General features: G+C 64.4%; 18 protein-coding genes. 7 read left to right on the top strand and 11 right to left on the bottom strand.

The genetic code is table 11. The features are described 5' to 3' along the window. The first annotated feature begins 97 nt into the window (after positions 1 to 97). From dctP to C9F12_RS05430, 3 genes are read left to right on the top strand one after another with little or no spacing between them, the layout of a single operon-like run. Complete coding sequence (dctP, locus tag C9F12_RS05420; protein ID WP_108132408.1) at positions 98 to 1,147, top strand: TRAP transporter substrate-binding protein DctP; 1,050 nt, start codon at positions 98 to 100, stop codon at positions 1,145 to 1,147. A gap of 55 nt (positions 1,148 to 1,202) precedes the next feature. Next, positions 1,203 to 1,712, top strand: coding sequence for a TRAP transporter small permease subunit (locus C9F12_RS05425; RefSeq protein ID WP_240184180.1), 510 nt, complete (start codon positions 1,203 to 1,205; stop codon positions 1,710 to 1,712). Further along, the gene (locus C9F12_RS05430) at positions 1,712 to 3,025 is read left to right on the top strand and encodes a TRAP transporter large permease subunit (protein ID WP_108448240.1); all 1,314 of its coding nucleotides are present in this window, start codon (positions 1,712 to 1,714) and stop codon (positions 3,023 to 3,025) included. The genes C9F12_RS05425 and C9F12_RS05430 overlap by 1 nt, the downstream gene beginning before the upstream one ends. 39 nt (positions 3,026 to 3,064) lie before the next feature. On the opposite strand, the gene C9F12_RS05435 is transcribed toward C9F12_RS05430, so the two are convergent. Then, a complete protein-coding gene (locus C9F12_RS05435) occupies positions 3,065 to 4,141 on the bottom strand; it encodes a tartrate dehydrogenase (RefSeq protein WP_045991709.1) in 1,077 nt (358 codons plus the stop codon). A 173-nt stretch (positions 4,142 to 4,314) separates the two neighbouring features. On the opposite strand from C9F12_RS05435, the gene C9F12_RS05440 reads away from it, so the two are divergent. Beyond that, entirely contained in the window at positions 4,315 to 5,220 is a 906-nt protein-coding gene (locus C9F12_RS05440; RefSeq protein WP_108132410.1) for a LysR family transcriptional regulator, read from the top strand. Positions 5,221 to 5,236: 16 nt separating this feature from the next. Here C9F12_RS05440 and C9F12_RS05445 read toward each other — a convergent pair whose 3' ends face one another. Continuing rightward, complete coding sequence (locus tag C9F12_RS05445; protein ID WP_240184181.1) at positions 5,237 to 6,415, bottom strand: TauD/TfdA family dioxygenase; 1,179 nt, start codon at positions 6,413 to 6,415, stop codon at positions 5,237 to 5,239. Positions 6,416 to 6,579: 164 nt separating this feature from the next. Between C9F12_RS05445 and C9F12_RS05450 the strand changes: the two genes are divergently transcribed. The 3 genes from C9F12_RS05450 to C9F12_RS05460 all read left to right on the top strand — a co-directional run bounded on the left by C9F12_RS05450 (position 6,580) and on the right by C9F12_RS05460 (position 10,277). Continuing rightward, on the top strand, positions 6,580 to 7,458 hold the full coding sequence (locus C9F12_RS05450) for a LysR substrate-binding domain-containing protein (protein ID WP_108448241.1): 879 nt from the start codon (positions 6,580 to 6,582) through the stop codon (positions 7,456 to 7,458). A 236-nt stretch (positions 7,459 to 7,694) separates the two neighbouring features. Beyond that, positions 7,695 to 9,032, top strand: a complete 1,338-nt coding sequence (locus C9F12_RS05455; RefSeq protein ID WP_108448242.1) for a glycosyltransferase — start codon at positions 7,695 to 7,697, stop codon at positions 9,030 to 9,032. Positions 9,033 to 9,200: 168 nt separating this feature from the next. After that, on the top strand, positions 9,201 to 10,277 hold the full coding sequence (locus C9F12_RS05460) for a sensor domain-containing diguanylate cyclase (RefSeq protein ID WP_108448243.1): 1,077 nt from the start codon (positions 9,201 to 9,203) through the stop codon (positions 10,275 to 10,277). A 17-nt stretch (positions 10,278 to 10,294) separates the two neighbouring features. Here C9F12_RS05460 and C9F12_RS05465 read toward each other — a convergent pair whose 3' ends face one another. The 9 genes from C9F12_RS05465 to glcE all read right to left on the bottom strand — a co-directional run bounded on the left by C9F12_RS05465 (position 10,295) and on the right by glcE (position 19,370). Continuing rightward, positions 10,295 to 11,002 (bottom strand): TVP38/TMEM64 family protein, encoded by a 708-nt coding sequence (locus C9F12_RS05465; protein ID WP_108448244.1) that lies wholly within the window; start codon positions 11,000 to 11,002, stop codon positions 10,295 to 10,297. Next, positions 11,002 to 11,844, bottom strand: a complete 843-nt coding sequence (locus C9F12_RS05470) for a M90 family metallopeptidase (RefSeq protein ID WP_108448245.1) — start codon at positions 11,842 to 11,844, stop codon at positions 11,002 to 11,004. Before C9F12_RS05470 ends, C9F12_RS05465 begins: the two co-directional genes overlap by 1 nt. 3 nt (positions 11,845 to 11,847) lie before the next feature. Next, positions 11,848 to 13,422: a bifunctional GNAT family N-acetyltransferase/carbon-nitrogen hydrolase family protein gene (locus C9F12_RS05475; protein WP_045991713.1), complete on the bottom strand. Its 1,575-nt coding sequence runs from the start codon at positions 13,420 to 13,422 to the stop codon at positions 11,848 to 11,850. 275 nt (positions 13,423 to 13,697) lie between these two features. Beyond that, positions 13,698 to 14,048: a hypothetical protein gene (locus C9F12_RS05480; protein WP_108132416.1), complete on the bottom strand. Its 351-nt coding sequence runs from the start codon at positions 14,046 to 14,048 to the stop codon at positions 13,698 to 13,700. A 533-nt stretch (positions 14,049 to 14,581) separates the two neighbouring features. Beyond that, on the bottom strand, positions 14,582 to 14,896 hold the full coding sequence (locus tag C9F12_RS05490; protein WP_045991716.1) for a hypothetical protein: 315 nt from the start codon (positions 14,894 to 14,896) through the stop codon (positions 14,582 to 14,584). A 182-nt stretch (positions 14,897 to 15,078) separates the two neighbouring features. Then, a complete protein-coding gene (locus tag C9F12_RS05495; protein ID WP_108448247.1) occupies positions 15,079 to 15,975 on the bottom strand; it encodes a DMT family transporter in 897 nt (298 codons plus the stop codon). Positions 15,976 to 16,116: 141 nt separating this feature from the next. Beyond that, the gene (locus C9F12_RS05500) at positions 16,117 to 16,518 is read right to left on the bottom strand and encodes a heme-binding protein (RefSeq protein ID WP_045991718.1); all 402 of its coding nucleotides are present in this window, start codon (positions 16,516 to 16,518) and stop codon (positions 16,117 to 16,119) included. 405 nt (positions 16,519 to 16,923) lie between these two features. Next, positions 16,924 to 18,156 (bottom strand): glycolate oxidase subunit GlcF, encoded by a 1,233-nt coding sequence (glcF, locus tag C9F12_RS05505; RefSeq protein ID WP_108132418.1) that lies wholly within the window; start codon positions 18,154 to 18,156, stop codon positions 16,924 to 16,926. A gap of 128 nt (positions 18,157 to 18,284) precedes the next feature. Beyond that, positions 18,285 to 19,370, bottom strand: a complete 1,086-nt coding sequence (glcE, locus tag C9F12_RS05510) for a glycolate oxidase subunit GlcE (protein ID WP_045991720.1) — start codon at positions 19,368 to 19,370, stop codon at positions 18,285 to 18,287. Positions 19,371 to 19,427 lie beyond the last annotated feature (57 nt).

Consider the following 19,427-nt stretch of genomic DNA (forward strand, 5'->3'; position numbering starts at 1 on the left):
GGCGGCGTTGCCTGAGTCTGGGTGTATCGGCCTGTCGAAGCGTTGGGGAATGTGGAATCTGGCGATGGGCGCTGGATACACCGATGGAGTCAATACAATGAACAACAAGGCCTTGAGTGCAGCAGCGATCGGAAGTCTGGTGATGGGGCTGGTGGCGCCTGCCCTGGCGGCTGACGTCGAGTGGAAGGTGCCGACCTCGGTACCGGCGGGCTCCCCTTTTTACGAGAACTTTCTGGAGCGGTTTGCCGACAACGCCGACACCCTCAGCCAGGGTCGGGTGGAGATCAAACCCTTCGGCGCAGGGGTGATCGTACCTGCGTTGCAGGTATACGAGGCCGTGCTGGAAGGCACCGTGGAGGCGGGGCACTCCACGCCCAGCTACCTGGTAAACCAGAAGCCCATCAACGCCATCTTTGCCGGCTTCCCCGGTGGCATGGGGCCGGAGACCTATATCAACTGGATCTACGAAGGGGGCGGTCAAGAGGCCTTGCAGGAGCTGCGCGCCAGCGAGGGGTTGCATTCCTTGATCGTCGGTATCGGCTCCACCGAAGTCTTCGCTCACGCCAACGTCAGGATCGATGGTGCCGACGATCTCGAAGGTTTGAAGTATCGTACGTCGGGCCCCTGGGCGGAGGTGATGCGTGAATACTACGGCGCAGTGCCGACCGTGGTGCCGCCGGGGGACACCTACACCCTGCTTCAGCGCAAGGGTGTCGACGCGGTGGAGTGGGCAACCCCATCGAGCAACCAGCCAGAAGGGTTCCATGAAGCCGCCAAGTACATCGTGGTTCCCGGCGTGCATCAGCCCACCTTCCTTTGGGAGGTTGTCGTGACCGAGGACACCTGGGCGGCCGTCCCAGACGACCTCAAGCCGCTGATCGAAGCCGCCGCCAAGCTCACGACCTATGAAGGCCTGAGCCAGTTCTATCACCAGGACATGCTGGCCATGGAGGCTTACCGTTCGGGCCGCAATGAAGTGGTGAGCCTGGACCCCGAGTTTGTCGAGGATCTGGCCCAGAGCGGTCGGGCCTGGATGGAGGCCACGGTTGAAGCGTCAGACGATCCTGCAATGCAGGCGCTGCTGGAAGACTACCGCACCTACCAGCAGCGCTGGAGCGAGCAGAACGACTACCTGATCCGCGACTGACCCCTCAACCGATCCTGGAGGAACGTCACCTCGGCCTGCGGGGTGACGCCTATTCATGAATACACTGATGAACCTCATCGACAGGGCGTCGACGCTGCTGGCGTGGGGCAGTCGCCTGGCGCTTGTCGCCCTGACCGGCGCCATGCTCTACGAAGTCATTGCACGCTATGTCTTCAATGCCTCGACCATCTGGGCCTTCGATCTGTCCTACATGGCCACGGGAACTGCCTTTGTTCTCGGCATCGCCTGGACCGCCAAGGTGGATGGCCACGTCAGGGTCGATGCCTTTAGTCGCCTGCTTCCGCCGCGTCTGGCCCAGCGCCTGCACGGTGCCGTCTATCTACTGCTGATGATGCCGGTGGTGGCGCTGATGGCGCATCACGGATGGCTGCGCACCCTGCGGGCCTGGCACACCAATGAGGTGGAAATGGTCAGCGTATGGGCACCCAGGATGTGGCCGCTCTACGCCCTTATCGCCATCGGGCTTTCCCTCTTCGCCTGCCAGCTTGCGGTGGACGGAGTGCGGCAGCTTTGTACAGTACGTACCACCGAGGAGAGTCGCTGATGGATGCCCTCGTTGCCGGTCTGATGTTTCCCGGCTTATTTCTGCTTATCTTCCTGGGCATCCCCATCGCCTATTCGTTGACGTTGGTCTCGGTTGCCGCTGGCTGGTACGCCTTCGGACCGATGATCTTTCAGCAGCTGTACGGTAGCGTCTACAGCGCCGCCACCCACTATGTGCTGTCTTCCATCCCGCTGTTTGTGCTGATGGGAGGAATCCTCGAGAAGTCGGGAATCGCGCGTCAACTGTTCGATGCCATCCAGCTCTGGATCGGCCGACTGCCTGGGGGGCTGGCGCTGACGACGATCGCCATGGCGGCCATCTTTGCCGCCGCCTCTGGAGTGGTCGGTGCTGTCGAGATCATGATCGGTCTGATGGCGATACCCGCGATGCGCGCCTATGGCTATCGCAATAGCCTGATGAGCGGGACCATCTGCGCCGGGGGCTCTCTGGGCACGATCATTCCGCCGACCGTGATCGTGGTGGTGTATGCGGCCCTTGCCCAGCTTTCCATCGGCGAACTCTTTGCCGCCATCATTCTGCCAGGCGGATTGATGGTCTCGCTGTTTGCTCTCTACATTCTGGTGCGCTGCGCCCTGCGCCCCCAGGACGGCCCTCCGGCCGTGGAGGCGACACCCTTGCCGCTGGGCCAGAAGCTCGTGATCACCGCCAAGGCCCTGGTACCCCCGCTGTTGTTGATGTTTGCGGTGCTGGGCTCGCTGCTGATGGGCATTGCCTCACCGACAGAGGCGGCGGCGGTCGGCGTGGGCGGCGCCTTGCTGCTGGCTGTGATGAATGGCGGTATCAGCGTCCAGGCGCTAGGGGAGTCGCTGTCCCTGACGGTGCGCATCACCGCCATGATTCTGCTGATCGTGGCGGGGGGCACCATGTTTACTGGGATCTTTGCGGTCAACGGCGGCGGCGAGATGGTGGCCGAGATCGCTGAGCAGCTCGGCGGCCCCACCGGTGTCATACTGTTCTTCCTCGGCGTGACCTTCCTGCTCGGCTTCGTGCTCGACTGGACCTCCATCGTGCTGATCTGCGTTCCGATCTTCACGCCGGTGGTCAAGCAACTGGGCATCGATCCGGTCTGGTTCGCCACCCTGGTGCTGGTGACCATCCAGACCAGCTATCTCACCCCACCGATGGCATCGTCGATCTTCTATCTGAAGTCCATCGCCCCGGATGACATCACCTACGGTCAGATGTGCCGAGGCGTGCTGCCCTTCATCGCGATCCAGCTGGTGACGCTACTGGCGGTGGCACTGGTGCCGAGTCTGGCGACATGGTTGCCAGAGCAGATCGTGGGGTTCTGAAGACCGGCCCGGCTCGAGGATGCCGGGCCGGCAGGGGGGTCAGCCCTGGGCGATACGCTCGCTGATCGCGGCGCCCAGACGCTCGGTGGTGCCGTTGCCGCCCAGGTCCGGGGTCAGCACTTCGCTGTCGCCGTCTTCCAGCACCGCCTCGATGGCGGCCAGGATGGCGTCGCCGGCGTCCTTGTGACCCAGGTGTTCGAGCATCATGGCGCCGGACCAGATCTGGCCGATGGGGTTGGCGATGCCCTTGCCGGCGATATCCGGGGCGCTGCCGTGAACCGGCTCGAACAGGCTCGGGAAGGTGCCTTCGGGATTGATGTTGGCCGAGGGCGCCACGCCGATGGTGCCGGTACAGGCGGGCCCCAGGTCGGAAAGAATATCGCCGAACAGGTTGGAGGCCACCACCACGTCGAACCAGTCCGGATGCATGACGAAGTTGGCGGTCAGGATATCGATGTGGAACTTGTCCACCTCGACGTCGCCGTACTGCTTGGCCATCTCGGCCACACGGCTGTCCCACCAGGGCATGGTGATGGCGATGCCGTTGGACTTGGTGGCCGAGGTCAGCTTCTTGCGCGGGCGGCTCTGGGCCAGGTCGAAGGCGTACTTGAGCACCCGGTCGACGCCGTGGCGGGTCATCACCGTTTCCTGGATCACCACCTCTCGGTCGGTGCCCTCGAACATGGTGCCACCGACGCTCGAGTATTCGCCTTCGGTGTTCTCGCGGACCACGTAGAAGTCGATGTCGCCGGGCTCGCGACCGGCCAGCGGGCTCTTGATACCCGGCAGCAGGCGGCAGGGGCGCAGGTTGACGTACTGGTCGAACTCGCGGCGGAACTTGAGCAGCGAGCCCCACAGCGAGATGTGATCCGGTACCTTTTCGGGCCAGCCGATAGCGCCGTAGAAGATCGCATCGAAGTCGATCAGCGTCTCGCGCCAGTCGTCCGGCAGCATCTTGCCGTGCTCGAGGTAGTAGTCGCAGCAGGCGAAGTCGAAGGTCTGGGTATCCAGGTCGATAGCGAAGCGCTTGGCGGCAGCCTCGAGGGCGCGCACGCCCTCGGGCATGACTTCGGTGCCGATACCGTCACCGGCGATGATGGCGATGCGATGGGCCATGAAAGCTCCTTGATCTTGTCTGCTGGCGTGTCGTTTGCGCCTCACGCGCCGGCCACGGTGGTGCCTGGCGTGGAACCTGGCGGGGGCAAGGGGTGAAGTCAGTCTAGCTCTTTACAGCGAGGCGATAATGGGGCTCGATGGCAATTCATTGTTGACCTCAAGTGGAGAAAAGGGTGGCGTCACTCGATGATCTGGCGTTCTTTCGTCAACTGGCCCAGGCCGGCAATCTGACCGCCACCGCACGCGAGCTGGGACTGTCGCTGTCGGCGGTCAGCAAGCGCCTGAAGCAGCTGGAGGCGCGGCTCGGGGTGGAGCTCGCCACGCGCACCACCCGGCGGCTTACCCTGACCGCCGAAGGTGAGCGTTACCTGGCGAGGGGAGTCGCGCTACTGGATGAGTTGGCCGAACTGGAAGAGAGCCTGGGCGAGGATCGCGAAGCGCTGGCGGGACCGCTGCGGCTCAACGCGACCTTCGGTTTCGGCCGTCGCCATGTGGCGCCCTTGCTGTCCGAGTTCTGTGCATTGCATCCGGGCATCGAGGCGTCACTGGAACTCTCCAACTTTCCCGCGCCATTGGTGGAGGGCGTGGATCTGGGCATCCGGATTGGCGAGCCCCCCGACTCGCGCCTGGTGGCCCGCCGTCTGGTGGCCAGCCGACGTGTTGCCTGCGCCTCTCCCGACTATATCGAGCGCTGTGGTCGGGCCGAGACTCCCCAGGCGCTGCAGCGCCACGCCTGTCTGGTACTGCGGGAGAATGACAGCGATTTTGCGCTGTGGCGATTCGTCGACGCCGACGGTGTCGAGACGTCGGTCAAGGTCGGCGGGCGCCTTACCAGCAATGACGGTGAGGTCATCAAGCGACTGGCGCTCGATGGTCACGGGGTGATGCTGCGCTCCTGGTGGGACGTTCACGATGAACTGAAGGAGGGGCGCCTTGTCAGCCTGCTGCCGGGCTGGCAGGGGGTGCGTGCCGACTTCTTCGCGGTCTACGCCCAGCGCCGGCACGTCCCCGCGCGCTTGCGTGCACTGGTCGACTTCCTCGCTCGGCGCCTGGCGGCCAGGATCCCGTCACTCGATTGAACGACTGCCGGCCCCGTCAGCCCTTGCGTGCCAGCACTCGCAGCCGGGATTCCAGCATGTCGCGGTCCAGGTAGGTGCCCTGGAGGTGACGCTCCCCGGTGGTGGGATCGAAGGCCTCACGTCCATGCAGTACCCGGCGGTTGTCGAAGGCCACCATCTGCCCGGGACGCAGGTCGAGGGCAATCTGATGCTGTGGTGCATGCAGCAGGGTCCAGAAGTGGTGGTAGGCCTCGTACCAGGGGGTGATCAGGTCGGCAGGCAGGTGCAGGGTGTCACGAATCCAGTTGTTGAAGCGAATCTCGCGGATGCGCCCATCCGTGCCGACGTCGATGACCGGCTCGCGGACGCCGATATCGTGTTCCTCGTCCTGGAATCGAAAGTCGATGGCGGTCTCGGCCAGAAGCTGGAAGTGATCGGGGTTGGCCGCGCGCAGCGCCTCGGCGACCTGGATGCCGTCGGCGAAGATCGAGCCGCCGCCTTCGGCATCGTTCTTCAGGCAATACAGCAACTGCATGTCCGGCGGTTGGCGCCAGTTGGGCAGGTCGGTGTGCAGCGCCAGGGCAATCGAGGTGTAGGCCGCGTTGTTGGGGTTGGGCTTTGAAATGACGTCGAAGCGAGCCCCGAAGTTGGTGGCCTTGAGCGGGCCAATGCGCCGTGCCAGGCGACTGACCTCCTCGAGTTCCAGCGGACCTTCGTCGAGCAGCACCAGACCGTCGCGCAGCAACGCCGTGATCCAGGCTTTTTCGCCGTTGCCCCCGGCTACCAGATCGGCATGCCGCACATGCTGGGGGGAAAACGGCGTCTGCCAGGCGACAGGCCGCGGCAGGCTGTCGATGACGGCCTCGCCGGGGCGACGCTGGTGCAGCCAGCCGGCGGCGAAGCGGCTGTGGTGTCCGTCCTGCCAGTCAAGGTGGAGCTGACCGTGCTCGATGCGGGCCTCGTCGAGCCCTGGAACGGCGGCCATCGGTGTGACCAGGCGTTCCCGGGTCAGCGGGTGGCGGCACTGATCACAGGCGCAGTGATCGCGCAGCCACAACAGAGGAAATTGTCCTCGGTCGCCGTTGTTCCAGACCAGCGAGAGACGCAAGTCTTCAGCGACCACGTCGGTCAGCGTCAGGTGCTGGGGCCAGGGGGCCAGTTCGTGCATGTCGATGTGGCCGGCGTCGGCGGTCGAGGTCAACGAGGTGGTGCTCATGGATGGCTCCCAGGTGACGAGTGTTGACGAAATAGGTGACGAGTGTTGACGCCGATGGTGGGGGCTCGAGGCGATGGCGACAAACGACTAATATGACGCCTTAGGCCAAGCCTGGCTTATGACTGTCTTTTTCATCGTCGCTAAACCACAGGGCCAGAAACTACATGCACCGACTTCCTCCTCTGCATTGGCTGCAGGCCTTCGAGGCCTCGGCAAGAACCCTGAGCTTTACCGCGGCGGGCCAGGAACTGTCGGTAACCCAGGCCGCCATCAGTCAACGTATTCGGCTGCTGGAGGACCGCCTGGGGCAGCCACTGTTCGTGCGCCACCCGCGCAGCCTGACGCTGACGCCGGCGGGCCAGGCCTGGTTGCCGAGCGTCCAGGAAGCCTTTGCGCGGCTCGATGAGGGCACCCTGGAGGTGTTCGGCGTGACCCCGGATCGTTCGGTGACGCTGCGCACTACGCCGGCGCTTCAGAGCCAATGGCTGGCGCCTCGTCTGGCACGATTTCACCTTACCCACCCCGAGGTGACCGTGCGTGTGGTCAGCGCCGTCTGGAGTTCGGATTTCGGTGCCGAAGGGGCCGATATCGAACTGCGCTACGGCCAGGGAGAGTGGCGTGGCATGGAGTCGATCTCACTGGGGGCGTCGTCGTTGTTGCCGGTCTGTACGCCGCCGCTGGCAGAGCAGCTCGTCTCGCTGGATGCCCTGGCCGGGCAGACCTTGCTCCACGCGGCGGGCTTCGCGGCCGGCTGGCCGGCCTGGCTGGAGCACGCCGGGCGCAAGGACCTGTCGAGCCACTGTCACAGTCTGATCTGCGACAACCTGTCCATGGTGATGGCCCTGGCCCGGCAAGGGGCGGGGGTGGCGCTGGTGCACCGCTGCCTGCTGGAAGATCCCCAGGGGCTGGTTGCCCCGTTCGACATCGAGGTGCCCACCCGCGAAGGATTCTGGTTGTGTCGCCCGCGCAGTGCGCAGGGCAGTATCGAAAGCGAACGGCTATGGCGCTGGCTGGCGGGCGAGGTGGCGCCAGGGCCATCGTGACAACTTTGTCGGCAAGAGGTCAGGCTTCGGCACTTTGCTCCAGGAGGGCTGGGGCTGAGCCGCTCGAGTCGGTATGATCGTGCCCGCTTATCGAGCGCTATCGCTGGCGGGCGCTGGCGCTCGTAAGAGCATAGAATTGAGAATGAGGGTGCCGTCCGGCTCCCGCCTGCACCGCACCCTGGGATTGTCGCCGCCGGGGTGCGGTCCATCATCTGTTTCGGGAGACTGCTGCCGCCGTGAATGTGTTGATGTTCACCAACACCTATGCGCCGATCGTCGGTGGTGTCAGCGAGTCCGTGCAGCGCCTGAAGCACCAGTTGCAGCAGGCGGGGCATCGTGTCCTGGTGGTGGCGCCTCGGCTGGAGGGTCAGCCGCAACACGAGCCGGACGTGGTGCGTGTCGTCGCGGTGCAGCATTTCAACGGCAGCGACTTCTCGCTGCCGGTGCCAATCCCCGGACAACTGTTCGACGCCATCGAGGCTTTCGAGCCAGACATCGTTCATTCACACCATCCCTTCCTGCTGGGCGACACCGCAGCGCGCGCGGCGGAAACCTACGGCCTGCCACTGGTGTTCACCCACCACACGCTGTACGAGCACTACACCCACTACGTGCCGGGAGATTCCTCGCGGATGCAGCGCTTTGCGGTGGCGCTGGCGACCCAGTACACCTGGCTGTGCGACGAGGTGATTGCTCCCAGCGAGAGCGTCAAGCAGCTGCTGGTCCAGCGCGCCGGCAACCCGGACATGACGGTGGTGCCCAGCGGAGTGGACACTTCACGCTTTGCGACGGGCAAGCGTGATCGCTGGCGGGATCACTTCGCGATCCCCGCTGATGCCCGGGTGATCGGCCATCTTGGTCGGCTGGCCAAGGAGAAGAATCTGGCATTTCTGGCGGGCGCGGTGTGCCAGGCGCTGGTCGAGGATGCCGAGGCCTGGTGGCTGGTGGTAGGAGACGGTGATGCCCGAGAAGCGGTGGAAGCGGCCGCCGATCGTCATGGGGTGAGCGAGCGTGTCTGTTTTACCGGCTGCCTGCACGGGCAGGCGCTGATCGACGCCTACCACGCCATGGACGTCTTTGCCTTTGCATCACACAGCGAGACCCAGGGCATGGTGGTGGCCGAAGCGATGGCGGCGGGGCTGCCGGTGGTGGCCCTCGATGCCCCTGGCGTTCGCGAAGTCGTGCGAAATGGCGAGAATGGACGGCTGCTGGCGCATGAGGATGAGCAGGCCTTCGCCCTGGCCCTGGCCGAATGTACCGACGCACGATACTGGCCGGCCCAGCACGAGGCCGCCCTGAGCACGGCCCAGGCCTACGACGAGGCTCGCTGCGCCGAGCGCTGCCTGCGGGTCTACCGCCTGGCGATCGCCCGGGGTGGCCCCTTCACCCACGCCGATGACGGCGGCTGGGAGCGTGTACGCAGCCGACTGGGCGCGGAGTGGCAGATGCTACGCTACCGAGGGAGGGTGCTACGCCATCTGGTCCAGGAGGAGTGGCGTGAAGAGTGGCGTGAGGAGCGGCCATCCTGGTGGCCCGGCCAACACGAAGACGAACCCGAACTGCCGTCGAGGTGACGCCGCTTGGTGATTCAAGACACCCAGGTTTAAACGCACAAGATTTTCCGAATAGTGCGTTTATTCATTTTATGCTCATGTGACTCGTGCTTCCCCGGGAGAGCACGATAGAATCTCCAAAGGCTTCGTTTCTTCGGTTGGATAGAGCGACCAGCGCTCGGTGAGGGTATGACGTTGGAACAGACACGGCAGGACAGCAAGCGATCATCGTCGGCGCAGCGTGATGACGACGCCGTGTCCCTGCGCGCGGATCTGACCATCGAGTTACCGATACGCTTCGTGCATGAGCTGTCCGCGGCCGAATCGCTCCAGGACGTGCTGGATACGGTGGCACGCTGGTCAAGTACGGTGTTTGGCGCCAACCGCGCTTCCATCACTCTGGCGCAGTCCGAGACCGAGCTGACCCTGATCGCCATGGAAGGTAACAACGCCATCCCGATGGATCAGCCTGTGCCGATCTACGGCACCATGGTCGGACGTGTCTATCGCACTCGCCAGGCGGAGTACGCCGAGCGTTTTGACGGGAGTCCCGATCTCGACTGCCAGATGCTCAGTGCCAAGGGGCTGGGGTGCTGTCTCGATGTCCCGATGATCAGCGGCAGTCGCTGCGTGGGCACCATGAACATCGCCCACGAAAGCCCGAATGCCTTCACCGACGAAGATCGTGAGCGCCTGCAGGCCATGGCCCACTGGGTCGCCGCCAGCATACGCATCCATCATCAGATCGAAGAGATGGAAGTGCTGTCCGAGACCGACCCCCTGACCGGGGTATGCAATCGTCGCGCCTTTGCTACCCGTTTCGCCACCCTGGCCAAGCGCTGGCAGCGCGGCAAGGGAGCGCTGGGCGTCGCGCTGGTCGATCTCGATCACTTCAAGTCGATCAACGATACCTACGGCCATGAATCCGGAGACCGGGTGCTGGTCGCCGTGGCCAAGGCGCTCGACGCAAGCTTTCGCAAGTCGGACCTTATCGCCCGCATGGGGGGAGAGGAGTTCTGCGTGGTCATGGCGGGCGTCGACAAGCCCGCCTTGATGTCTGCCCTCGAGCGTTTCAACCTTGCCCTGTCCGAGCTGGAGATACCCGTCGCCGACAGCGTGATACGCGTCACCGCCAGTATCGGTGCGTTGCTGATCGACAGCGATGGGAGCGACCTCGACAGCCTGGTCAACCAGGCCGATCAGGCGATGTACAAGGCCAAGACCAATGGTCGAAACCGAGTCGAGTTCGTGCACGTGACGCAGTAAGGTCAGCCGTGGCGGTGCTACTTGCTTTCCACTTGTCTGGATGATCCCCGATCGGCCTTTCTCCCGTCGGCCCAGCGCTTGAGTCCGACCAGCAGGCCAACACCCAGCGCCAGGCCACCCAGCGCATAGAAGATCTCGCTGCGACTGTCAGCGGTGATCAACTCGCCCAACTGGCTGCCGAGCAGGGTGACCCCGGCCAGGCCCGGGGCGATGCCCAGGGTGGAACCGATCAGGTAATCGCGAAAGCGCAGATGGAAGGCCCCGGCCATCATGTTGGTCAGGGTAAAGGGGGCCAGCGGCAGCAGGTTGACCAGCGTCATGGTGCGGATGCCGCGTCCCGACAGGTAGCGTGACAGGCCGTTCAAGCGCTTTCCCCCGTAGCGCAACAGCGCATCGCGACCAAGCTTGCGACCGACCCACCAGGTCAGGCAGGAGGCCGACAGGGTACCGATCAGGGCGTAGCCGAAGCCCCACCAGGGGCCAAATACCAGCCCGGTCGCTGCCACCAGCAGACTCAGCGGAAACATCACAAGCGATAGCCCCGCATAGACCGCAGCCACCACGACGATGGCCCAGGGGCTGTCGCGCCACGCCGTGCCATCCTGGGAAAGCTTCATCAGGGTGTCGACGGTAAGCAGGTCATGCATGGCCAGCCACTGCCAGGTCAGTCCCAGCGCTGCCAGCACGGTGATGGCCAGGGTCGGCAGTAGCCAGCGCCGCGTCATCAAGGGGATTCCTGAGTGGCGGGTGAGGGTGCGGGCGGGACGTTATCGGCAGTCAGCGGCCATTTGAGGGGCTGCTGCTGAAAGTAGCGACAGAGCAGACCGTAGAGCCCCGGGTAGGCCTCCATCAGACGGTCGGGGGCGCTGAAGAAGGTCTCGCAGCAGACGGCGAAGCACTCGCCGGGATGGCTCGCGGCGTAGTCATCGATGGGCGTGGGGTCGCCTGCTTCGAGGCGCTTTTGCAGATCCTGCCAGACCGCCGTGAACTCGCGATGCCACTCCCTGGAGGCGATGGCGACCGGCAGTGGTGGAAATCCGTCGACGTCCTGGGAATTGCCCATGTCGAGCTTGTGGGCGAATTCATGGATGACCACGTTGAAGCCATCCAGGCCACCGCTCTCGACCAGATCGGGAAAGGCGATCACCACCGGCCCCTGGTAGAAGGTCTCGCCGGCGCGCTCGTCCTCGTAGACGTGCATCACCCCGGCCTCGTCCATCTCTTCGACCTGGCGACGAAAGGCGTCGGGCAACACCAGTACTTCGTGCACGTTGGCAAAGGCTTCCTGGTGCTCGTGCTCGCTCCAGCCGAGCGTCAACAGGCAGGCCTGGGCCGCCAGGGCCAGGCGTTCCTCGCTATCCAGTGCCGCAGGGTCCAGGTCCGGGTGCAGGCTCAGACGCTTGTCGTGAAGAAACCGCCAGGCGCGCTGACCCAGGCGCTGGGCCGAAGCCTCGGGCACGCGGGCCAGCAAGGGCAGGCGCGCTCGGGCGCCTGCCCAGGTGGCGGCGGGGAAGGGGTGGCGGGCATCGAAGCGGGCCGCCCGCCAGCGCTTGAGTCGTGACAACACAGCCTAGCTGTCGTCCTGGTCCCTGGCGCCGGACTTCCACGACCAGTCGCGCAGGCGCAGGTCGAACAGGTCCTTGCGGCGGTCCTTGAGGTTGGTCACCGAGCCCTCGGCGCGCACCACGGTCAACCGCGACAGATCCAGGTCGGAGAACATGATCATCTCGGTGTTGGGGGTGGTCTCTGCCATCACTGCGTCGTGGGGGAAGGCGAAGTCGGAAGGCGAGAACACCGAGGACTGGGCGTACTGGATGTCCAGGTTCTCGATGGATGGCACATTGCCGACGCTACCGCACAGCACCACGTAGCATTCGTTCTCGATGGCACGGGCCTGGGCGCAGTGACGTACCCGCAGATAGCCGTTCTTGGTATCGGTCCAGAAGGGCACGAACAGCAGGTCCATGTCCTGATCGGCGAGCAGTCGGCCCAGCTCCGGGAACTCCACGTCGTAGCAGATCAGGATGCCGATGCGTCCGGCATCCGTCTGGAATACGCACAGATCCTCGCCGCCCTCGATCACCCAGTCGCGGCGCTCCTGGGGGGTGATATGCAGCTTGGCCTGGCGCTCGATGGAGCCGTCGCGGTGGCACAGGTAGGCCACGTTGTAGAGGCGTCCGTCGTCACCTTCCTCGATCATCGATCCGGCGATGATGTTGATGTTATAGGCCACCGCCATGCGCGACATTTCGGTCTTGAAGCGCTCGGTGAAGCCGGCCAGAAAGCGGATGGCCGCCATCTGGTCCTGCTGGGCGGCGCGGTCCTGAAGGCCCATCAGCGGTGCATTGAACAGCTCCGGGAAGACCGCAAAGTCGCTCTGGTAGTCGGACAAGGCATCGACGAAGTACTCGACCTGCTGCAGCACCGCCTCCACCGAGGCGAACTCGCGCATCTGCCACTGCACGGCGCCGACTCGAACCTGGGTCGGACGACTTTCCAGCATGCGTTCGGCCGGCTCGAACAGGATGTTGTTCCACTCGAGCAGGGTCGCGTAGCCCTGGGACTTCTCGTCTTCCGGCAGATACTTGCGCAGCAGGCGCTTGACCTGGAAGTCGTTGGACAACTGGAACGACAGGATCGGGTCATGCAGCTCCTTGCGCGAGACCTTGTCGATGTACTCGCTCGCCGACATGCTGTCGGCCACCCGGTGATACTCGGGGATGCGTCCGCCGGCCAGGATGGCCTTGAGGTTGAGCTGGCGACAGACCTCCTTGCGCGCCTCGTAGAGGCGACGGCCAAGGCGATAGCCGCGGTAGTCGGGGTCGATCAGCACGTCGATGCCGTACATGGCATCGCCGTCCTTGGCGTTCTGGATCGTCTCGCGCTTGCCGATCAGGTCGTCGTACTTGTGCGGGTTGGAGAACTCCTCGTAGTCGACCAGGGCGGTAAGCGCCACGCCGATGACCCGGCCGTCGTCCTCGATGACGATCTGGCCGTCAGGAAACTCCGCCACCAGCCTGTCGATGGTGATCCTGGGCCAGGCTCCGCCGATGTCGTGGTAGACCTTGTCCATCAGCCCCTTGAGCTGAGGGTAGTCGTCACAGGTGAGGTTACGGAGATTGAGCTGAAGATCATCGAGGGACATGAAGCGTTCCTCCGGAAATGGACCGCATAGTCTAACATGCCGCCCAGAGCAAGGCGGAACGAGGTGTGCAGCATAGCGCAAAAGCATAAGCGTTATGCATCTAAAGCTCGGGGGGCAGTAGTGCACATCAAGGGAAGCATGAAGCGCTGGAGAGAGCGCTGGAAAGAACGCGTCCAACAAACAGCGGGCCTTGCCACGACAAAGGCCCCGCCGTAGCGGAGCCTTGGGATGCTGCGTGCAAGCTCTGCAGCGCAGGTGTCCTGCAATCTGGAGGCTTAGACGTCGTTTTCCGGCTCGTTGGCCGAATCGACACCGCTGTCTTCCACCAGGTCGCCCTCGTCCAGCGCCGACTGGCTGTCGCTGGCGGAAGCGTCGTCGCTGGGCGCGTGGTTGGAGTCGACACCGCCATCCTTGACGATCTCGCCTCCGGGAATGGCGCCATCTTCGCCCTCGGCCTTCGCTGAATCGTTGGAGGAGTCGACGCCGCTATCTTCAGGCATGACTTGCTCCTGCTTCATCTCTTCGTCTCCCTCGGCGTGGTGATCGGCCAGGGCGGCGCTGGAGAACAGGCCGATCAAGCCGGCCAGGGCGAGGCGCTTCAGCAGTGTGGTCTGGTAGGTGTTCATCGTAGTACCTCCGGGTTGTAGCTGTTGATGATGCTCTGATGACGGCACAACGGCATTCCCGTCGTCGACCTTTCATTGTCCGTCGCTTCATGCGGGGACTGAAGGGTGGGGGGCGGGATGTGGGGCGGGTCGTGAGCAGGCCTGCTCCCGACATATTGCGTCACCTTCCTGGTGACGCCATCGAGTGGGTGGCCTGAGCCCTTCCGTGGGCCCTGTGTTCTTCCCTGTCGGTGTCGGGCACTGAGCCTGTCCGCTGGCTCTGTTGGGGTTCCTGCCCAGCGGTTCCTTCCTGGAACCTCTTGCGGCCATCCTGGCCGCTATCACGCGGCGATGACTGCCACGCGGCTGTTCGGGTCAAGGCCTGGGCCCTTCCGTGGGCCCCGAGATCGTCCATGGGGATATCGGGCGCGAGCCTGTCCATCGCTCAGTCGTGGGCGTCCTGCCCTGCGGTTCCTTCCTGGAACCACCAGCGGCCATCCTGGCCGCCATGCCGTGGCGAGTCCCTGCCACTGTGACCATCCGTGGCCTGGCGATTATTCGGTGTCGTTGGCGGAGTCGACGCCGCTATCCTCTGCCAGCTCACCCTTCGGCTGGGTCTCGGACATGCTGTCGTCGGCTTGCTCGGCGCTGTTGGAAGAGTCGACGCCACCGTCTTCGACGAGGGGCTTGTCGGCATTCATGGCGCTGTCATCGGCCATGCTGGAAGAGTCTTGCTGTTCGGTCACATTGTTTGAGGTATCGACGCCGCTTTCCTGGGCTTCGTTTTCCTCATGGTGAGCGGCCATGGCCATGCTGGAGAACAGTGCCATCGTGCTCATGAGTGCTGCGGCCTTGACGATGTGTTTCATGCGGAACCTCTCGTCGCTGGATTTGCAGAGGCCGTTGGCGTCCTGTGCTCAACGGTTGTACTAAACCTATACAACGCATGGTGGTTTTGCAAATACGGACGTTATTCTTGTCTAATTATGGTTAGCCGTTTCAGCGACATCTTGACGTCCTCGGCCCTTGTGACGGGGCCGCGGGACGAAAGTCAGCGGGCCTCGCCGTGACGGCGGATCGGCTGCCGGAAGGTCTGGGCCGTCAGCACGCCGGCAAGCACCAGAGCGCCGCCGCTGAGGTGGTACCAGCCAAGCCGTTCGCCGAGCCAGAGCATGGCGATCAGGGCGCTGAACAGCGGCATCAGGTTGATGAAGATGCTGGCGCGGCTGGCGCCGATGTGGCGAATCGCGAACATCCACAGATAGGTGGTGATGATAGAGGCGGGGATGCCGGCGTACAGGATCAGGCCGGCGTTGCTTGTGTCGATCGGTGTCATTGGGCCCAGCAGGTAGGCCGGCAGCAACAGCAGGACGGCGAACACCGCTTGAACGTAGAGCATGACCCAGGGCGATATGGCAAGCGGCCAACGCTTGAGCATGACCCCGTAAAGGGCGTAGCAGGTCGCGGCCACCACCATCAGCGCATCGCCAGGAGCCACTTCCAGGTTGGCCAGGACGGCGATGTCACCTCTGCCGAGTAGCCACAGCACGCCCGCGAGAGCCATCACGCCGCCCAGGCAGCCGCCCCAGCTAGGTGGCTCACGCAGCACCAGGGCGCTGAGCAGAATCGTCAACAGCGGCACCATGGCCGCCAGAATGCCCATGTTGGTGGCGCTGGTAGAGGCCGCCGCGACGTAGGCCAATCCTTGCCACAGAGCCATGCCCAGCAGTCCCAGAAGCGCAAGCTTGGGCCAATGCGTGGCGATGGCGTGTCGCTCGCGCCAGCTCTGGCGCCAGACGAAGGGCGTCAACACGGCCACCGCCAGTACCCAGCGCAGGAAGGCGATGCTGCTGGGGGCGATGGTGCCGACGGTCAGCTGGTTGATGGTCATGTTGCCGGACCAGATCAAGACGGCGCCCAGGGGCGCCAGAAAGGGCAGGAGGGGCATCGGGACGGGTCCATGTCATCGAGAAGGTCTGGCGGAAAAGGCACCGCCGCCAGTCAAGGCGGCGGTCGATAACGCAATACCAGTTGTACAGCAGGCTTGTACAGGATTCGAGTGACGTATCACTGTGTCCTGCCCAGGCGTTTAGCCGATAGCGGCGGCCCCGGCCTTGGCGACCTGGATGTCCTGGTCCGGCTTGACGCCGGAGATGCCCACGGCACCGGCCACCTGGCCGTCGATGATCACCGGTACGCCACCGGACATCAGGCCCTCCATGGGCGCCGACAGGAAGGCGTTGCGGCCGCCGTTGATCATGTCTTCGAAGACCTGGGTCTCCTTGCGACCGATAGCGGCGGAGCGGGCCTTGGCCATCGCGACGTCGGCACTGAACGGTGCAGCGCCGTCGAGACGGCGCAGGCCCAGCGGGTAGCCGCCATCATCGCTGACGACGATGGTCACGGCGAAGCCATTGGCCTCGGCTTCCTTCTGGGCAGCGTCGAGGATGGCGTTGACCTGGGACTGGTCGAGGTAAGGCTTGGTCGGCATGGGGAGTCCTTGTGATTGAGGGTTGTGGTTAATATGGAAAATATTTTCGTTTTTAGTCTAGGCGCTCTGGGCCTGTCTGACCAGAGCCTCGTCGACGATCTCGATCCAGTGGCGCACCGGGGTGCGGTTGGTCGCAGCGAGATGGGTCTGGCAGCTGAAGATGTCAGCGCGGTCACCATCCGTCCTTAGCCCAGCGCTTCATCGACGATCTCGATCCAGTGGCGCACCGGGGTGCGGTTAGTCGCAGCGAGATGGGTCTGGCACCTGAAGATGTCAGCGCGGTGACCATACGTCCTTAGCCAAGGGCCTCATCGACGATCTCGATCCAGTGGCGCACCGGGGTGCGGTTGGTCGCCGCGAGATGGGTCTGGCACCTGAACATTTCAGCGCGGTGACCATCCGTCCTTAGCCAAGGGCCTCATCGACGATCTCGATCCAGTGGCGCACCGGGGTGCGGTTGGTGGCGGCGAGATGGGTCTGGCACCCAATGTTCGCGGTGACAACCACCTCCGGCTTGCCTTCCTCCAGCGCGTCCATCTTGTTGTCACGCAACTGGCGTGACAGTTCGGGCTGGGTGATCGAGTAGGTGCCGGCGGAGCCACAGCAAAGGTGACCATCTCGCACCGGCGTCAGGGTGAAGCCCATCCTGGTCAGTACCGTTTCCACCGCGCCGTTGAGCTTCTGGGCGTGCTGCAGGGTGCAGGGGCAATGGAAGGCCAGGCGCTGGTCGGCGCGCACGTCGAGGGTTGTCAGGTCTTCCTGCCCCAGCACCTCGACCAGGTCCTTGGCGGCCTCGCTGACCCGGCGTGCCTTCTCGGCATAGTCGGGGTCGTCGGCCAGCACTTCGACATACTCCTTGACGAAGGCGCCGCAGCCGCTGGCGGTCTGGATGATGGCCTCGCAACCGGCGTCCAAGTGAGGCAGCCAGGCGTCGATGTTGCGTCTGGCTCGCTCGCGTCCGGCTTCCTGGGCGTTCAGGTGAAAGTCGATGGCGCCGCAGCAGCCGACCTCGGGGGCGGGCGTCAGGCCGACCCCCAGGCGGTCCAGCACGCGAGCAGTGGCGGCATTGGTGTTGGGCGACAGGCCGGGCTGCACGCAGCCTTCGAGAATCAGCATCTGGCGCGGATGACGCTTGCCGTCGGGGCGCTTGCCAGCGTCGACCGGGGCCGGGGGCATCTTGCTCTTGAGCGCCCCGGGGACCAGCGGCTTGAAGGTCTGGCCTAGCGCCAGCAGGGCCTTGAACCGGCCGGGCTCGACCAGTGCCTTGCGCAGGCCGAAGCGAAGCGCCTTGTCGGAGGTGCTGCGCGGCACACGCCGTTCGATCTCGGCGCGGCCGATATCCAGAAGCTTGTGGTACTCGACGCCTGAGGGACAGGTCGTCTCGCAGTTGCGACAGGTGAGGCAGCGGTCGAGGTGAAGACGGGTTTCCTCGGTGATCTGGTCGTCGTCTTCAGGACTTTCGAGCATCTCCTTCATCAGGTAGATGCGGCCGCGCGGACCGTCGCGCTCATCGCCAAGCAACTGGTACGTCGGGCAGGTGGCATTGCAGAAGCCGCAGTGAACGCAGCTTCTCAGGACTCTGTCGGCCTCGCGAATGTGCGGCTTCTCGAGGTCTTTTTCGCTGAAATGGGTCTGCATGTTGTTATCCGCTAGTCATGGTCGAGGCCCGGACCTTCGCCGGGGCCAAACGGGGGATCAGGTCGTCTGTCGATGGCTGTCCGATCATGCCGCCTTCGCCGGGCGGCTGTGATCGTTCAGTGCCCGGTCTACCAGTCCGGATACAGTCGGCGCGGATTGAAGATGCCGTCGGGATCGAGCTTGCGTTTCACCCGCTCGTGGTACTTGGCGACCACCGGCTGCAGTGGCGTGAAGGGCTCGGCGGCGCCCGGTGTGAAGCAGGTGGCGTGGCCACCTGCCTGGGCGACGGCGTCGCGCAGCGACTCGGCGTCGACCTGCCCCTTGAGCCAGCGCTGATTGCCGGCCCAGTCGAGCAGCAGTTGATGTGGCTCGACGCCGGCGATGTCCAGGCTCGGGGTGTTGGTCGGCAGGCTGATCCGCCACAGCGGCGTGCTGGCATCCCTGAAGAAGGGCAGCGACAGCTCTCGGAGCTCGCGCCAGAAGTCGGCCTCGAGGGTGTCCCCGCCGATCGCCTCGCGGGTGGCGGCCACCGAGCTTGTACCGCCTTCGAGACGCAGATGCAGGGCGCCACTGTGCCAGGCTGCTGCACTCAAGGGGAGCGGCTTGCGTCCCCATTCGGCCAGACGACTCAGAGCCTCTGACTGGGACATTTCCAGACGCAGGCTGGCGCTGGCGGTGGGTAGCGGCAGCACCTTGAGGGTGACTTCGGTGATCAGTCCCAGGGTGCCCTGGGCGCCGACCATCAAGCGTGACAGGTCGTAACCTGCCACGTTCTTCATGACTTCGCCGCCGAAGCGCTGTTCACGCCCCTGGTGATCGAGTACCCGCAGGCCCAGCACGAAGTCCCGCACCGAGCCGGCCCAGGGGCGGCGGGGCCCGGACAGTCCGGCGGCGATGGTGCCGCCGACGGTGGCCTCGGCACCAAAGTGCGGGGGTTCGAAGGGCAGCATCTGGCCCTGGTCGGCCAGCGCCTCCTCGAGTTCGGAGAGAAGGGTGCCGGCACGCACCGAGACGATCAGCTCGACTGGATCGTAGCTGGTGATACCGCGGTGTTCGCGGGTGGATACCGGCGTACCTTCCACCGGGCGGCCATAGAAGGCCTTGGTGTTGCCGCCGACGATGCGAAGCGGACGTTCGGCGCTTGCCGACTGGATCGCTTCGGACAGAGCCGCCAGGCCGTCGAAGGCGGAAGGGGAAACGTCATTGTTGGACATGGTGGTACCTGAATTCCGACAAAGAGGGACAAACGTCGACAAGGCGCGACACACGGA

The organism is Halomonas sp. BN3-1, assembly GCF_003056325.1.
Classification (GTDB): Bacteria; Pseudomonadota; Gammaproteobacteria; order Pseudomonadales; family Halomonadaceae; genus Halomonas; species Halomonas litopenaei.

Bases quoted from the DNA above. Each gene is read 5' to 3' on its own strand.
- dctP (WP_108132408.1), top strand. From the start codon at position 98: ATGAACAACAAGGCCTTGAGTGCAGCAGCGATCGGAAGTCTGGTGATG.
- C9F12_RS05425 (WP_240184180.1), top strand. From the start codon at position 1,203: ATGAATACACTGATGAACCTCATCGACAGGGCGTCGACGCTGCTGGCG.
- C9F12_RS05430 (WP_108448240.1), top strand. From the start codon at position 1,712: ATGGATGCCCTCGTTGCCGGTCTGATGTTTCCCGGCTTATTTCTGCTT.
- C9F12_RS05435 (WP_045991709.1), bottom strand. From the start codon at position 4,141: ATGGCCCATCGCATCGCCATCATCGCCGGTGACGGTATCGGCACCGAA.
- C9F12_RS05445 (WP_240184181.1), bottom strand. From the start codon at position 6,415: ATGAGCACCACCTCGTTGACCTCGACCGCCGACGCCGGCCACATCGAC.
- C9F12_RS05450 (WP_108448241.1), top strand. From the start codon at position 6,580: ATGCACCGACTTCCTCCTCTGCATTGGCTGCAGGCCTTCGAGGCCTCG.
- C9F12_RS05460 (WP_108448243.1), top strand. From the start codon at position 9,201: ATGACGTTGGAACAGACACGGCAGGACAGCAAGCGATCATCGTCGGCG.
- C9F12_RS05465 (WP_108448244.1), bottom strand. From the start codon at position 11,002: ATGACGCGGCGCTGGCTACTGCCGACCCTGGCCATCACCGTGCTGGCA.
- C9F12_RS05475 (WP_045991713.1), bottom strand. From the start codon at position 13,422: ATGTCCCTCGATGATCTTCAGCTCAATCTCCGTAACCTCACCTGTGAC.
- C9F12_RS05480 (WP_108132416.1), bottom strand. From the start codon at position 14,048: ATGAACACCTACCAGACCACACTGCTGAAGCGCCTCGCCCTGGCCGGC.
- C9F12_RS05490 (WP_045991716.1), bottom strand. From the start codon at position 14,896: ATGAAACACATCGTCAAGGCCGCAGCACTCATGAGCACGATGGCACTG.
- C9F12_RS05495 (WP_108448247.1), bottom strand. From the start codon at position 15,975: ATGCCCCTCCTGCCCTTTCTGGCGCCCCTGGGCGCCGTCTTGATCTGG.
- C9F12_RS05500 (WP_045991718.1), bottom strand. From the start codon at position 16,518: ATGCCGACCAAGCCTTACCTCGACCAGTCCCAGGTCAACGCCATCCTC.
- glcF (WP_108132418.1), bottom strand. From the start codon at position 18,156: ATGCAGACCCATTTCAGCGAAAAAGACCTCGAGAAGCCGCACATTCGC.
- glcE (WP_045991720.1), bottom strand. From the start codon at position 19,370: ATGTCCAACAATGACGTTTCCCCTTCCGCCTTCGACGGCCTGGCGGCT.